We start from the raw sequence: 14740 nt of genomic DNA, 5'->3' as shown, positions 1-14740 counted from the left end.
CCCAAAACTTCTCTTTTATATTAAGATGTTTTATTCAACTCAAAGAAATATTCATTCAACTTCCACACCTTCATTTCTCTTTTTCTTTGAAGATTTAAATGATTTCATTTTATTTTTATTTTCATCAACTAAAGATGTTAAACCACTAATAGGCTCTGATGATTTACGATTATTTTGTGGTCCCACAGCTATATTAGAACCTTTACCTGCTTCAAATGCATCAATAATTTCTTCAAGACGTTCAGCTGTAAGATCTTCATAAGTATCTTTGAAAATCATAACCATCGGAGCATTAACACAAGCACCAAGACACTCAACTTCTTCCCATGACAATGTACCACTTTGATTAGTAACAAAAGGCTTATCATGAATCTTTTTTTGACAAACTTTGATCAATTCTCCAGAACCACGTAGCATACAAGGAGTGGTACCACAAACCTGAATATGCGCCTTTGTTCCAACTGGTTTTAGTTGAAATTGAGTATAAAAAGTTGCAACCTCTAAAACTCGAATATAAGCCATAGAAAGTATTTCAGCAATATGTTCAATTGCAGCACGCGTTACCCAACCTTCCTGCTCTTGAGCACGCATCAATAAGGGAATAACAGCAGATTGTTCACGCCCTACAGGATATTTCTTTATGGTATTTTGCACCCATACTTGATTCTCTTTTGTAAAAGAAAATTCTGCTGGTTGATGGATAGCATCGGCAAGACGACGTACAGACATTAACGATCAATCTCCCCAAAAACAATATCAATTGAACCCAAAATAGCTGTTGCATCTGCTAGCATATGACCTCGAGTTAGAAAGTCCATAGCTTGAAGATGAGCAAAACCAGGAGCACGTAATTTAATACGATAAGGCTTATTGGTTCCATCAGAAACTAGGTAAACACCAAACTCACCTTTTGGGGCTTCTACAGCGACATAAACTTCACCAGGAGGAGTATGAAAACCTTCTGTATAAAGTTTAAAATGATGAATCAGCGCTTCCATCGAACTTTTCATTTCACTGCGTTTTGGTGGCACAACCTTACGATCCAAACTTGAAACTGGTCCATTTTTTTCAGAAGAAAGCAAACGGTCCACACATTGCCGCATAATTTTTGTTGATTGCCTCATTTCTTCCATACGAATGAGGTAACGATCATAACAATCGCTATTTTTACCTACAGGAATATCAAATTCCATTTCATCATAACATTCATAAGGTTGGCTTTTACGCAGATCCCACGGCACACCAGCTCCACGAATCATCACTCCAGAAAAAGCACGAGCCCAAGCTTCGTTAATATTTACCACACCAATATCTACATTCCGCTGTTTAAAAATTCGATTAGGTGTTATAAGTGCATCAAGTTTATCAAGAGCAATAAGAAATGGGTCAATAAAATTACCAATATCTTCAATCAAAGTTTCTGGTAAATCCTGATGCACACCACCAGGACGGAAATAATTTGCATGAAGACGCGCGCCACATGCACGCTCATAAAAAATCATCAATTTTTCACGCTGTTCAAATCCCCAAAGCGGCGGTGTTAAGGCACCAACATCCATTGCTTGTGTGGTTACATTAAGCAAATGATTAAGAATACGCCCAATTTCAGAAAATAGAACGCGAATTAACTGTCCTCGTTTAGGAACTTCAACACCCAACAATTTTTCAATGGCAAGCACAAAAGCATGCTCTTGATTCATAGGAGCAACATAATCTAAACGATCAAGATAAGGTCCTGCCTGAAGATAAGTTTTTGTTTCCATTAACTTTTCTGTGCCGCGGTGCAGTAATCCAATATGTGGATCCACACGTTCAACAACTTCACCATCCAATTCTAAAACCATACGCAGAACACCATGCGCAGCAGGATGTTGTGGACCAAAATTAATATTAAAATTTCGGACATTGACCTCAGCCACTATTAACCCCTTACTTCTCTCAATGCATCCTAAAAACTGAACACAAAGAATGCTATGCTATTATGATGCACGACACAAAATAACTATTTACTGCGAATAAAATTAACTCATATACAATTACAACTTTCTATACACTATTCTTACTAAAAAGGCTTAATTATTTTTAAAAACTTACAATCTTTACCACATCTTCAATTATAGTATTATTTTTCAACATGTGATTTTTTACCACATAGCGAAATATGTTCATTACCTTCCCAAGGCGAAAGAAAATCAAAATTACGCATTTCCTGTCGCAAAACAACAGGCTCATAAATAACTCGTTTGACTTCATTATCATAACGACATTCGACAAACCCTGTTACAGGAAAATCTTTGCGCAAAGGGTGCCCTTCAAATCCATAATCTGTTAAAATACGTCGTAAATCCGGGTGCCCTGAAAATAAAATGCCATACATATCGTAGGCTTCACGCTCATACCATTCTGCTCCAGGATAAATCGAACAAGCAGAAGCAACAGCAACATTCTCATCAGTACGCACTTTTACACGTAAACGTAAATTATGTCGCGGAGATAATAACTGATAAGACACATCAAAACGTTTTTCACGAAAAGGATAATCTACACCACTAATATCTGTAATACTAATAAATTGACAACGAGAGTCATCGCGAACAAACATTAAAACATCAGTAATTGCATCAAGACGTGATACAACTGTCAATTCGCCAAATGCAAGGATACTTTCTTCTATCTTATCCCCCAATTTATCTTTCAAATAGCTAGAAAGCTCGCTTAATGTTTCACTCATTATTATTAAAGTCCCTATCGCTCTATAGACCCAGTACGACGGATTTTTTTCTGCAATAGTAAGATACCATATAGCAACGCCTCTGCTGTAGGAGGACATCCTGGAATATAAATATCCACTGGGACAATACGATCACATCCACGCACAACGGAATAAGAATAATGATAATACCCCCCACCATTTGCACAGGAACCCATAGAAATCACATAACGCGGTTCAGGCATCTGATCGTAAACTTTGCGTAAAGCAGGTGCCATTTTATTTGTTAAAGTACCAGCAACTACCATGACATCTGATTGACGGGGTGAAGCGCGCGGCGCATATCCAAAACGTTCATTATCATAATGAGGCATTGAGCATTGTATCATCTCAACAGCACAACAAGCCAAACCAAAGCTCATCCACATCAATGAACCGGTACGGGCCCAAGTGATCAAAGCATCTACTGAAGTTACTAAAAAACCCTTGTCCCCTAATTCGGCATTAATATCACTAAAAAACTTATCATTAGAACCTACCAACTTACCTGTATTTGGATCAATGATTCCTTTTGCTTTTGGAGCAACAACCGTTGAATTATTAAACGCTAATTCCATTCAAGAGCTCCCTTTTTCCATTCATATATAAATCCAATCGTCAAGATCGCTAAGAATACAATCATCGACCAAAAACCAAATATACCTATTGAAGAAAACGAAACAGCCCAAGGAAAAAGAAAAGCAACTTCAAGATCGAAAATAATGAATAAAATTGAAACGAGATAAAATCGAACATCAAACTTCATTCGAGCATCATCAAATGAATTAAATCCACATTCATAAGCCGATAGTTTTTCAGGATCAGGAGCACGATAAGCCACAATATAAGGTATGATTAAAAGAACTCCAGCAATAATTACTGAAACAATAATGAAAATCAATACCGGTAAATAAGAGTTCAATAAATGGATCATAATCCTTTTCCGCCTTAATGAGGTTCTGAATTAGCGTAATCATCTAATATTGTCTAGATAAAATTACAACACTCATCACGCTAATTCCGCTCGTACAGCTTAAAGGGCATGCCGCGCAGTATTTATTTTATTATAGGTACCGCAGAGAAAAGAAAGACGCAAGCCCTTATTCTCATAAAACTATATAAAAAAGGAAAAATTAAACATCAGCTAAAAATTCTATAGGATGCGCTATAATTATTATAACCCACAAAAAACCACATGCTAAGGAAATTAGGAAATAAAAAATCGAAATGGCGCGAGTGACGGGGCTCGAACCCGCGACCTCCGGCGTGACAGGCCAGCACTCTAACCAACTGAGCTACACCCGCGCACTTCTTGGAACCAATTAATATGGTATCAATCGTCGTGTAAGATGTTCATTCGGTTCTGTCAAGAAAAATGAAACATTTAAAAAAAAAAATTAAATAAACAATAAAAACTCATCCAATTCTCTAAAAAACATTAATAAATAACATTTTTTATTCTTGCCTTTAATTTTTTTTTTCCTTAATAAAGTGCTCATCCAATTGTGAATTATTAAATTGGGCGATTAGCTCAGCTGGTAGAGCGCCTCGTTTACACCGAGGATGTCGGGAGTTCGAGTCTCTCATCGCCCACCATGTTTCTTATAGACAAATGTAACATACTGATTTTATTTATCTTTTTTAAGGTTAGGGATAAATAAAGGTTAGGGAATAGCACTTTATATTTTCCTTTATACGCATTAAAAATCAAAACTTGCTTTCAAGGTGATTTTTAGTTTGTGTTAAGTATCAAAAGCATTGAGCTTCTCTTTACGATTCGATTTTTTATGCACTTTTCCACCTACATATTATGAGCACCTTGTTTGTTATGCTGTAAAGATTTTCCTTACTAAATTTGGGATAATGACCATGAAATCGCTTTTCTCCAAATATATTCAATACTAACTAATACAACCCTAGCTATATTATTGCTCTCTTAATGATAGTCGCTGTTTATTTTTGCCGTTTAGTCTTCTTACCAAAACGAAGAGCCCTCACTCAGGCTACAAAAAAGCTTCTAAAACCACTATCACCACCACAAAATATTTCTTTCCTCAACAAGATCACAAACATTGCTCTTGCAAGCGTTTAGCAATAGGCACTAACCGCATAAGGACTAAGGACATAAACACCTTTTCTAATACTAACCATACTCTTTCCAAGAAACTTTTTCTTTGTTCTTAAGCGTGCACAACAACCACAAAAATCACTTTCACAGCCAACTCTACTTTCATGATTATCAATCCCAGTCTTGCTATTGTCTAAAGCCCCATCTCCAGTTCTATCTTATCAATGATAGCTTCTATTGCCATTACTGTTGCTAGTACTAGAAATTAACTGATGGCTTAAGAAAAGTAGCTGCAACAAAAACTGCAAACTTAGATGCAATAGTATTTCAACTCAAAGAAATTTTTAGCTGCTAACATAGCAGTTCTTTATACAAAGAACGCTGATCGCAAAAAGCTAGTTTATCGAAACAATAAAAAAGCTCAAAAAAGTGATAAATAAGATAAAACAATAATAAAATCAATATTTTATTATTGTTTTATTTTTAATACCATCCAACAGCAATTTGTGCTTCTTCTGACATACACTCAGGTGTCCACGGAGGATCAAATGTCATAATTACTTCAACACTTAAAACACCTTCAACTGCACTTACAGCATTTTCTACCCAACCTGGCATCTCACCTGCGACAGGACATCCAGGAGCTGTAAGTGTCATTTCAATTTTTACCGAACGATCATCTTCAATATCAATCCGATAAATCAATCCTAGCTCATAAATATCAGCAGGTATTTCCGGATCGTAGACTGTTTTAAGAGCAGCAATAATATCGTTTGTCAGACGATTAATCTCAGATTCTGGAATTGCTGGTAAACAAGACTCTTGCTTATCACTTTCTAAACCAACAGGCTCAGCTGAAGAGCATTTTTTAATTAATCTAACCATTAAAAAATATCCTTGCTTTTTCTAATGCTTCAACCAATTGATCGATATCTTCCCGATTACTATACATTGCTAATGACGCACGACAGATAGATGTTAAACCAAAATGTTGTAATAAAGGCTGTGCACAATGTGTTCCCGCACGTATAGCAACTCCCTGTCGATCAACAAACATAGCAACATCATGTGCATGGATACCTTCAAGCTCAAAGGATATAATAGCACCTTTATTCAAAGCACGTCCATAAATATGTAATGACTGAACTGTTTCAAGTCTTTCATGAGCGTAATTTAAAAGCGCCATTTCATGTGTATAAATCGCATTTCTATCCTTTTCTTGTATATAATCAATAGCTGCCGCTAATCCAATAGCTTCAACTATAGGAGGTGTACCAGCTTCAAAACGATATGGAGGAGAATTATAAGAAACCTTATCAAGTGTCACCTCTTCAAGCATTTGTCCTCCGCCCTGAAAAGGACGCATTTCTTCCAACCGACACTTTTTACCATAAAGAACACCAATACCTGTAGGACCATAAACTTTATGACCAGTAAAAACATACCAATCACAATCGAGATCTTGTACATCCACCGTTAAATGTGCCGCTCCTTGAGAACCATCAACCAAAACAGGAATAGCATTTTGATGTGCTAACTTAACAATTTCTTTTATAGGAGATATGCTTCCCAATATATTGGACATATGTGTAATAGCAACAAGACGGGTTCTATCACTTAAAGCGTTTTGAAAAGATTCAATATGTAAAACACCATCTTTATCAACTGGTACAAAAATAAGTTTCACACCTTTTTGTTCACGAATAAAATGCCAAGGAATAATATTTGAATGATGCTCCATAATAGTGAGAATAATTTCATCACCTTCTTTTAATTTAGGCATCCCCCAACCATAAGCTACAGTGTTAATAGCTTCTGTTGCACTTTTCGTAAAAACAATTTCTTCAACTACTTGAGCGTTTAAAAAAGCCCGAACTGTTTCACGAGCATCTTCATAAAATTGTGTTGCTGTATTTGATAAAAAATGCATTCCTCGATGCACATTAGCATAATGATATCGGTAAAAATTATCCATGATATTAAGGACAGATAGCGGCTTTTGAGCAGATGCTCCGCTATCAAGATAAGCTAATCGTTTACCATAAATACTATTTTGCAAAATAGGAAAATCACGGCGAATTTCTTCTACATTATAATTTAATGTTTTTACCTTATTTTCCATTTTTTTGCCTTAGATGTTCGTTACTAACCATTTATTAATGATAGTACTCAAAAGAGTGTGCATGTTATCTTGCTTAATGTCATCAATAAGTTCTGAGATAAACCCTTTTACCAAAAGTTCGCAGGCAGTTTTAAAAGAGATACCGCGTGCCATTAGATAAAAAAGATGATCATGATTAATTTTAGCAACTGTTGCTCCATGGGCGCAAGCAACATCATCTGCAAAAATTTCTAGTTCAGGCTTTACATCAAATTCTGCATCATCTGAAAGAATAAGGCTATTGCAAGCCATACGGGCATCTGTTTTTTGCGCTTTCTGTGCAACGCGTATTACCCCTTGAAAAGCACCACGTGCTTTATCTGTGATAACATTACGTATAATTTCTTTCGAAATTGATTTTTCTTCAACGTGACGTACAGTCATCGTAAGATCACTGTGCATTTTTCCAGACAATAAATTTATTGCTCGTAATTGAAAATTAGCCTCTTTTCCCAACAACTCAATATCAATTTCTTGACGATTAAGTTGACTACCTATATTAATCACATAAAGTGTTAATTCAGCGTTTTCAGCAAGCACAGCACGAAATTGGCTAAATTGTGTAGCACTTTCTCCCCTATCACGGATAAGAATCCATGTTATATTACTGTTAGCAGCAAGATCTAATGAAAAGACTGAACTAACGAAAGTATCTTTATCATTGCCTATCTGGCGTTCAATAATTACAGCCTGACTATTCTTTCCGACTTTGATGCTTGAAAAAGTATGTGATTGCCCTCCCATTTGAATATTTTGCAATTCAATTGGCACATCCAATTGAATATTATCAGAAATCTTGAAAAACCACCCATCTGTAACGAAGGCTGTATTTAATTGTCCAATAAAATTTTCATCAGAAATAATTGAATTTAGTTTAGCACTATTTTTATCTAATGCCGTTACAAGATTCTCTACTTCAACACCCTCTATTTTATTTGAGGTAAGCGCTTTACCATTTTCAATAGAAAAAACAATATTTTCTGGAAGTAATTTATCAATCGTTTGTTCATCATTAAATTCTGAAAACTCACTGACAGATTTTAATAAAACGCGTAAATCAGTATAATGCCAATATTCTACTTTGCGCGAAGGAAGACGCGTTTTTTGAAATAATTCAATCGCCTTCTTACGGATAACTTGCACTGCTTCATCGCCGGGTAAATGATCAATGCGTTGATTAAAATTACTGATAATATCTTCTTCAACTGCAATCAATTTTTGTTGTGAGTTTATGCTCATATTCAATAACCTCAAGCAGTTTTACTGATAATATCAGCATACCCATTTTGCTCTAAATACAATGCTAAAGATTTATCGCCACTTTTAATAATACGACCTTTATAAAGAACATGCACTGTATCAGGCGTAATATAATCAAGCAGACGTTGATAATGAGTAATAACCAAAAATGAACGTTCTTGATTACGCAATTTGTTAACACCATCTGCAACAATTTTTAAAGCATCAATATCTAAACCAGAATCCGTTTCATCTAAAATGCAAAGTTTTGGTTCAAGCAGAGCCATTTGAAGAATTTCAGTACGCTTTTTTTCTCCACCTGAAAAACCAACATTCAGTGAACGTTTAAGCATAGCCATATCTATTTCAAGTTCAGAAGCGGTTTTCTTAACATACTGAATAAATTCAGAAATTTTAAGTTCTTTGTCACCTCGAGTTTTACGTTGAGAATTTATTGCAACTTTTAAAAATTCCATTGTTGCAACACCAGGTATTTCCATTGGATATTGAAATGCTAAAAAAATACCGCTTACTGCACGCTCTGTTGGACTCATTCCTAAAATTGATTGTCCATTATAAAGAATATCACCTTCTGTTACTTCATAGTCATCACGACCAGAAAGCAAATAAGATAAAGTAGATTTTCCTGCTCCATTTTGCCCCATAATAGCAGCGACTTCACCATCTTGAATGGTCAAATTTAAACCACAAATGATTTCTGTATTAGTTTCAGAAATACGGGCGTGCAAATTTTTTATTTCTAACATAGCTTAATCCTGTTTTTGCTGTATTTTATGCAATGCGCAATTAGCCTACGCTGCCTTCTAAACTAATGCCAATTAGTTTCTGCGCTTCAACAGCAAATTCCATTGGTAATTTTTGAATAACTTCTTTTACAAATCCATTAACGATTAATGCAATTGCTTCTTCCTCAGGAATCCCCCGTTGCATAACATAAAAAAGTTGATCGTCAGAGATCTTTGATGTCGTTGCCTCATGTTCAAACTGAGCTGTTGCATTTTTTGCTTCAATATAAGGTACTGTGTGAGCACCGCAATCATTACCAATTAACAAACTATCGCATTGAGTAAAATTACGTGCATTCTTAGCTTTTTTATGTGCAGTAACTTGTCCACGATAAGTATTATTCGAAAAACCAGCAGAAATACCCTTTGAGATAATACGACTTGATGTATTTTCTCCTAAATGGATCATTTTTGTACCGGAATCAATTTGCTGGTGACCATTTGCAACAGCAATAGAATAAAACTCTCCGCGTGAATTATTACCCCGTAATAAACAAGATGGATATTTCCAAGTAATCGCAGAACCTGTTTCAATTTGTGTCCACGAAATTTTGGAATTATCTCCTCTACAATCCCCTCGTTTAGTTACAAAATTATAAATTCCCCCCTTTCCTTCCTTATCACCAGGATACCAATTTTGTACTGTTGAATATTTAATTTCTGCATTTTTTAGAGCGATAAGCTCGACAACAGCTGCATGCAACTGATTTTCATCACGCTGGGGCGCAGTACACCCTTCCAAATAAGAGACATACGAATCTTCATCTGCAATAATCAATGTTCGCTCAAATTGTCCTGTATTGCGTTCATTAATCCTAAAATAGGTTGAGAGTTCCATAGGACAACGCACTCCTTTGGGAATATAAACAAATGAGCCATCCGTGAAGACAGCAGCATTTAAGGCAGCGTAATAATTATCACCAGCTGGTACAACTGCTCCTAAATATTCCTGAATAAAAGCAGGATGCTCAGTGATAGCCTCTGAAATAGAACAAAAAATGACGCCGGCACGTGCTAATTCTTCTTTAAATGTTGTTACAACTGAAACAGAATCAAAAACAGCATCAACAGCTACTTGTCCTGATGCGTAGATATTATCATCAGATGTAGAAAGATCCGTCTGTTTTTTTACTCCAGCTAAAATTTCCTGCTCTTTTAAGGAAATACCAAGTTTTTCATAAGTTGCTAATAACTCAGGATCAACCTCATCTAAAGATTTTGGTCCCGTATGATTTTTAGGAGCAGCGTAATAATAAAGTTCTTGAAAATTAATTTTTGGATATTTAATTCGTGCCCAACGAGGTACTTCCATTTTAGACCACCGGCGAAAAGCTTTCAAACGCCATGTCAACATCCATTCAGGTTCACATTTTTTAGCGGAAATAAATCGAATAATATCTTCATTTAGCCCTTTTGGAGCCTTATCTACTTCAATATTCGTTTCAAAACCATATTTATATTGATCAACGTCTATTTCACTTACCTGGCGTATTGTTTCCTGCACTGCCGGCATCGGTTTTCTCCATTTTTTTCGGTGTCAAAAACCGGTGATAAATGGTAAATATCTTATTTACTTCACAAAATAAAAATAGGTGACTTTAATATGCAAAATAGGAAAATTCCAATCAAGCTTACTCCATTTTTTAAGAATAATGCTTAATTTCTTAATTGATTAATGCTGCCTTTTGTTACCTATAATTTGAGCAAAAATCAATAAAAAATCATCAATATCTTTAGAAGTTGTACAACGTCCTGTTGAAACACGGATCGCACCATTTGATATATGATATCCCATTGCTTCCAAAACTTTGCTTTGTTTTACTTTTCCTGAAGAACAAGCAGAACCTGCTGATACAGAAAATCCCGCTAAATCAAGACCAATTTGCATTGTTTCAGCTTTTATACCCCGTACAGTAAAATAAGTAGTATTTGGCAAACGTTGAACGTTCTTACCAAAAATTATAACATCATGACTAATTTTTAGTAAACCATCTTCCAATTTGTTACGTAAATAGATTAATTTTTTTATTTCTTCTTGAGTAAAACAATTTTCCATTGCTGCTCCAAAAGAAGCAATAAGCGGTAAAGCTTCTGTCCCTCCACGGTGTCCTTTTTCTTGTCCACCAGCAGTAATAAGAGGAGAAGGCATAAGAAGATCTCCACATGAAACAAATGCACCAACCCCTTTAGGTCCTCCAATTTTATGAGCTGATAGTATAAAAAAGTCACCTCCAAAATGATTAATATCAATGGGATATTTATCTATATATTGAACTAAATCAACAATGAGAGTACCTCCAGCATCCCGAACAATAGACGCTATTTCTTGAATGTTTTGGATAACACCAGTTTCGCTATTAGCAGCTTGAATAGCGATAAGCGGTAAACCTTTCGCTTTATCATGTTCTATTAATAAAGATTTTAACTTATCCTGCTGGATCAAACCATGCTGATCAACATCAATTATACTAATCAATTCTTTAGAAAAACGCCCTCCCTCTGCAATGGACGGGTGCTCACTCGCACCAATGTACAGATGCGAAAACTGCACTTCAGACCTTCCAATATGATAAAAAGGTGTCAACAGAGTCATCGCTGCTTCACTAGCACCAGATGTAAATACAACATTATCTGGATTTGCCTTAAGTCTATCAGCAATTTGTCTACGGGATTTCTGTAAAAGTGCTTTAGCAGCACGCCCTTCCGTATGAACAGATGATGGATTACCAAATATCTCTAAAGATTCTAATAATGCCATTCGTGCCATTTTTGTGAGCGGTGTCGTTGCATTATGATCAAGATACCGGCGTTTTACAGCCATTTTAAATCCTAATTATCTATCCCACAAATTGATTTAAAAAAAATAATGCAATTTTCTTGAAAAACGCCTTCAAAAAAGGATATCTAGTAATTAATTAAAGGAAATACCTAAACAAGGTGGATTTTATTGTAAAATTCGACCAAGGTCAATGAAAACATTCATAGCTTTTAAGGAGCATTTAATGCCAGAAATCATTTTTAATGGTCCCACAGGTCGTCTTGAAGGACGTTATCAACCTTCTCAACAAAAAAATGCACCAATTGCGATTGTTCTACATCCTCATCCTCAATTCGGTGGAACAATGAATAATAAAATTGTTTATGATTTATTTTATATGTTTCAACAACGTGGTTTTACTACACTGCGTTTCAATTTTCGTGGCATTGGTCGAAGTCAAGGAGAATTTGATTATGGTATAGGCGAACTTTCAGATGCTGCCGCTGCTCTTGATTGGGTGCAAACACAGCATCCTAATTCTAAAAACTGTTGGGTAGCTGGTTATTCGTTTGGTGCTTGGATTGGAATGCAACTTCTCATGCGCAGACCTGAAATTGAGAGCTTCATATCAGTTGCTCCACAACCAAATATTTATGATTTTTCATTTCTTGCTCCTTGTCCTTCATCCGGCTTAATCATTCACGGTGATATCGACAAAGTCGCGCCTTCGAAAGATGTTCAAAATCTTGTCGATAAACTAAAAATGCAAAAAGGAATTACTATTACACAAGAAATCCTAAAAGGAGCTAACCACTTTTTTAGTGGATATAATGAAGAACTTATTGAACGATGTGGACAATATTTAGATAGGCATATTGCAAGTAACTTATCAACTCTTTCTCCACGTAAAATACCTGCACTTTTAAAATAATAGATTATTTCTTTAATATCTCGAATATCTTTTAAACAATAATTAAACAATAGGATGACGAGCAAGAAAATCGATAACACCTTTTTTATAAACTTTATCTCCAACAGCAAGCATATGATCACGCCCAGGAATTTGTAGTGCCTCACCATGTGGCAATAAAGCCACCAATGGCTCAGCTTCACCACTAATTTCATCTAATGAACCAACTGCAACGAGTGCAGGCTGCTTAATTTTATAAATTTCATGCTCTGTTAATTCTTGTTTTGATGTCATGATGCAAGCAGCAAGAGCACGTCTATCGCTCTTAGTTTGTTCTGCAAATTTACGGAACATCAAACCACGAGGATCAGTAATTGCTGAAACATCTTTTTCTAAAAGAGCTTGAGCAACAGGCTCCCAATCACCTGCCCCCGTTACCATACCAATTCCTAAACCACCAAAAATAACACTATGCACATATGTCGGATACAAAAGAGCCATAAATGCGCTAATTCGAGCTCCCATAGAATATCCCATAACATGGGCCTTGGATAACTCTAAATGTTGAAGCAATTTAACCGCATCACTAGCCATAGCTTGAGGTGTATAAAATAAAGGATCATAGATCTTATCCGAATCACCATGTCCACGATTATCAAAAGCAATAACACGATAGCCTGCCGCAATGAGAGTACGAAACCAACCTGTTGCATACCAATTTATACGCGCAGAAGATCCAAAACCATGAATCAATAAAATAGGAGCACCCTGTCCTTCTTCACAGTAAGCAAAACGCAAACCATCATGTTCAAAAAAGCGAATCTCTTCTGCTGTCATAGTTTATCACTTTCACATTTCTCATAAATAACAGGATGCATCACACATTGACCCTGCTGTATCTTTTTATCAGCGACCTCACCGGCATTAAGTTCTATAGCAAAAGCTGCAGGTACTTTTGACGAAATTATATTTTTTGAAAATGGAAGAGTATTTTCAACAATTGAAACAATAACTCCCTTTGAATTTAAAAAAATTATATCTAAAGGTAAAGATGTATGAGACATCCACATAAACATTTCTTGTTTATCTTCTGGCATACTACCAAGAAAATTCTTGAATAACATAGCACGATTACGAGGAAAATCAGTACGATACATCAAACCAGCGCTCGCTTGAGTTTGTAAAAATGCAATCTCTACCTCATAAAAAATCGCATTCTGTTCCGTATTAATTATTAAAAAATTTGGATCAGTAGGAATCTCTATAGGCTTTCCTGCTATAACAGCACTTGAAATATTAGCGCATAAAAATAGAATAAATTGAATAATTTGTTTCCTCTTTAAGAATTTCAAAACTCTTATCCTACATCATTACTATTTTTCTTTAAGATAAATTACACAACTTAAAAAACAGAGATGATATTTTTCCTTAATAACATTAGAAATTTAATTTGTAACAAATGGAAGCGCTATATCAGGATAAATTTCTGCTGTCATCAAGCCCTTTTCCCCCTTACCAAAACGCACAAGGACAACCTGACCAGAACGGAGTTCCGCTAAACCAAAACGACGTAATGTCTCCATATGAATGAAAATATCCTCTGTTCCTTGCCCCCGGCTAAGAAAACCAAATCCTTTTTCGCGATTAAACCACTTAACAATTGCACGCTCTAAACCACTTTCAGGAGTTACCACAACATGTGTACGCACTGGAATTTCTGAAGGATGAGTAGCTGATGAGCAGTCAATAGACTTAACTTGGATACATTTTAGCCCTCTCTCTGTTTGTTTTACAACACAAATAACTTTAGCTCCTTCTAAAGCTGTTTGAAAACCATCTCGCCGCATCACTGTCACATGCAATAATATATCAGGAAGACCGGGAAGATCAGGAATAATAAATCCGTATCCCTTGCTGCCATCAAACCATTTAATGACACCACTAATTTCAATAATTTCACCACAAATATCGAGACCATCTTCAGATGGAGAATAATCTTTTAATGTATCCTTACTTGTCATAACCAAACGTGATCCTGTAGGTTTGAAT

15 protein-coding genes and 2 tRNA genes are annotated in these 14740 nt (G+C 35.7%); 2 read left to right on the top strand and 15 right to left on the bottom strand.

The annotated features are described in order from the left end of the window. Positions 1 to 51 precede the first annotated feature (51 nt). From nuoE to Bho11B_RS04125, 6 genes are all read right to left on the bottom strand, one after another. On the bottom strand, positions 52 to 729 hold the full coding sequence (gene nuoE, locus Bho11B_RS04150) for an NADH-quinone oxidoreductase subunit NuoE (RefSeq protein WP_035005857.1): 678 nt from the start codon (positions 727 to 729) through the stop codon (positions 52 to 54). Next, the gene (locus Bho11B_RS04145; RefSeq protein WP_035005859.1) at positions 729 to 1919 is read right to left on the bottom strand and encodes an NADH-quinone oxidoreductase subunit D; all 1191 of its coding nucleotides are present in this window, start codon (positions 1917 to 1919) and stop codon (positions 729 to 731) included. The genes nuoE and Bho11B_RS04145 overlap by 1 nt, the downstream gene beginning before the upstream one ends. Before the next feature lie 203 nt (positions 1920 to 2122). Then, positions 2123 to 2731: an NADH-quinone oxidoreductase subunit C gene (locus Bho11B_RS04140; RefSeq protein ID WP_078673737.1), complete on the bottom strand. Its 609-nt coding sequence runs from the start codon at positions 2729 to 2731 to the stop codon at positions 2123 to 2125. 14 nt (positions 2732 to 2745) lie between these two features. Next, entirely contained in the window at positions 2746 to 3327 is a 582-nt protein-coding gene (locus Bho11B_RS04135; protein ID WP_035005863.1) for an NADH-quinone oxidoreductase subunit B family protein, read from the bottom strand. Further along, positions 3318 to 3683, bottom strand: a complete 366-nt coding sequence (locus Bho11B_RS04130) for an NADH-quinone oxidoreductase subunit A (protein ID WP_035005864.1) — start codon at positions 3681 to 3683, stop codon at positions 3318 to 3320. The genes Bho11B_RS04135 and Bho11B_RS04130 overlap by 10 nt, the downstream gene beginning before the upstream one ends. 294 nt (positions 3684 to 3977) lie before the next feature. Then, positions 3978 to 4054: transfer RNA gene (locus Bho11B_RS04125), tRNA-Asp, on the bottom strand. A 215-nt stretch (positions 4055 to 4269) separates the two neighbouring features. Between Bho11B_RS04125 and Bho11B_RS04120 the strand changes: the two genes are divergently transcribed. Continuing rightward, positions 4270 to 4345, top strand: a tRNA-Val gene (locus Bho11B_RS04120). Positions 4346 to 5300: 955 nt separating this feature from the next. On the opposite strand, the gene Bho11B_RS04115 is transcribed toward Bho11B_RS04120, so the two are convergent. The 6 genes from Bho11B_RS04115 to Bho11B_RS04090 all read right to left on the bottom strand — a co-directional run bounded on the left by Bho11B_RS04115 (position 5301) and on the right by Bho11B_RS04090 (position 11844). Next, positions 5301 to 5702 (bottom strand): SUF system Fe-S cluster assembly protein, encoded by a 402-nt coding sequence (locus Bho11B_RS04115; protein ID WP_078673736.1) that lies wholly within the window; start codon positions 5700 to 5702, stop codon positions 5301 to 5303. Further along, entirely contained in the window at positions 5695 to 6939 is a 1245-nt protein-coding gene (locus tag Bho11B_RS04110) for a cysteine desulfurase (RefSeq protein WP_078673735.1), read from the bottom strand. Before Bho11B_RS04110 ends, Bho11B_RS04115 begins: the two co-directional genes overlap by 8 nt. 9 nt (positions 6940 to 6948) lie before the next feature. Beyond that, on the bottom strand, positions 6949 to 8217 hold the full coding sequence (gene sufD, locus Bho11B_RS04105; protein ID WP_078673734.1) for a Fe-S cluster assembly protein SufD: 1269 nt from the start codon (positions 8215 to 8217) through the stop codon (positions 6949 to 6951). Between the two features lie 11 nt (positions 8218 to 8228). Beyond that, entirely contained in the window at positions 8229 to 8984 is a 756-nt protein-coding gene (sufC, locus tag Bho11B_RS04100; protein WP_078673733.1) for a Fe-S cluster assembly ATPase SufC, read from the bottom strand. 40 nt (positions 8985 to 9024) lie between these two features. Next, positions 9025 to 10536 (bottom strand): Fe-S cluster assembly protein SufB, encoded by a 1512-nt coding sequence (gene sufB / locus Bho11B_RS04095; RefSeq protein WP_078673732.1) that lies wholly within the window; start codon positions 10534 to 10536, stop codon positions 9025 to 9027. A gap of 159 nt (positions 10537 to 10695) precedes the next feature. Beyond that, positions 10696 to 11844 (bottom strand): cysteine desulfurase family protein, encoded by a 1149-nt coding sequence (locus tag Bho11B_RS04090; RefSeq protein ID WP_078673731.1) that lies wholly within the window; start codon positions 11842 to 11844, stop codon positions 10696 to 10698. 181 nt (positions 11845 to 12025) lie between these two features. On the opposite strand from Bho11B_RS04090, the gene Bho11B_RS04085 reads away from it, so the two are divergent. Further along, positions 12026 to 12712: an alpha/beta hydrolase gene (locus Bho11B_RS04085; protein WP_078673730.1), complete on the top strand. Its 687-nt coding sequence runs from the start codon at positions 12026 to 12028 to the stop codon at positions 12710 to 12712. 42 nt (positions 12713 to 12754) lie between these two features. Here the strand turns inward: Bho11B_RS04085 and Bho11B_RS04080 are convergent, their stop codons facing one another. The 3 genes from Bho11B_RS04080 to Bho11B_RS04070 form a co-directional block, all read right to left on the bottom strand. Further along, positions 12755 to 13528, bottom strand: a complete 774-nt coding sequence (locus tag Bho11B_RS04080; RefSeq protein ID WP_035005876.1) for an alpha/beta fold hydrolase — start codon at positions 13526 to 13528, stop codon at positions 12755 to 12757. Then, positions 13525 to 14043 (bottom strand): DUF192 domain-containing protein, encoded by a 519-nt coding sequence (locus tag Bho11B_RS04075; RefSeq protein WP_236829070.1) that lies wholly within the window; start codon positions 14041 to 14043, stop codon positions 13525 to 13527. Before Bho11B_RS04075 ends, Bho11B_RS04080 begins: the two co-directional genes overlap by 4 nt. Before the next feature lie 93 nt (positions 14044 to 14136). Next, entirely contained in the window at positions 14137 to 14712 is a 576-nt protein-coding gene (locus Bho11B_RS04070; protein WP_035005879.1) for a cold-shock protein, read from the bottom strand. Positions 14713 to 14740: the final 28 nt, after the last annotated feature.

This window comes from Bartonella sp. 11B, from assembly GCF_002022625.1.
Taxonomy (GTDB): Bacteria; Pseudomonadota; Alphaproteobacteria; order Rhizobiales; family Rhizobiaceae; genus Bartonella; species Bartonella rochalimae.
Note: the sequence above shows the minus strand (reverse complement) of the source record. Positions and strands in the feature narration are given on the sequence as shown.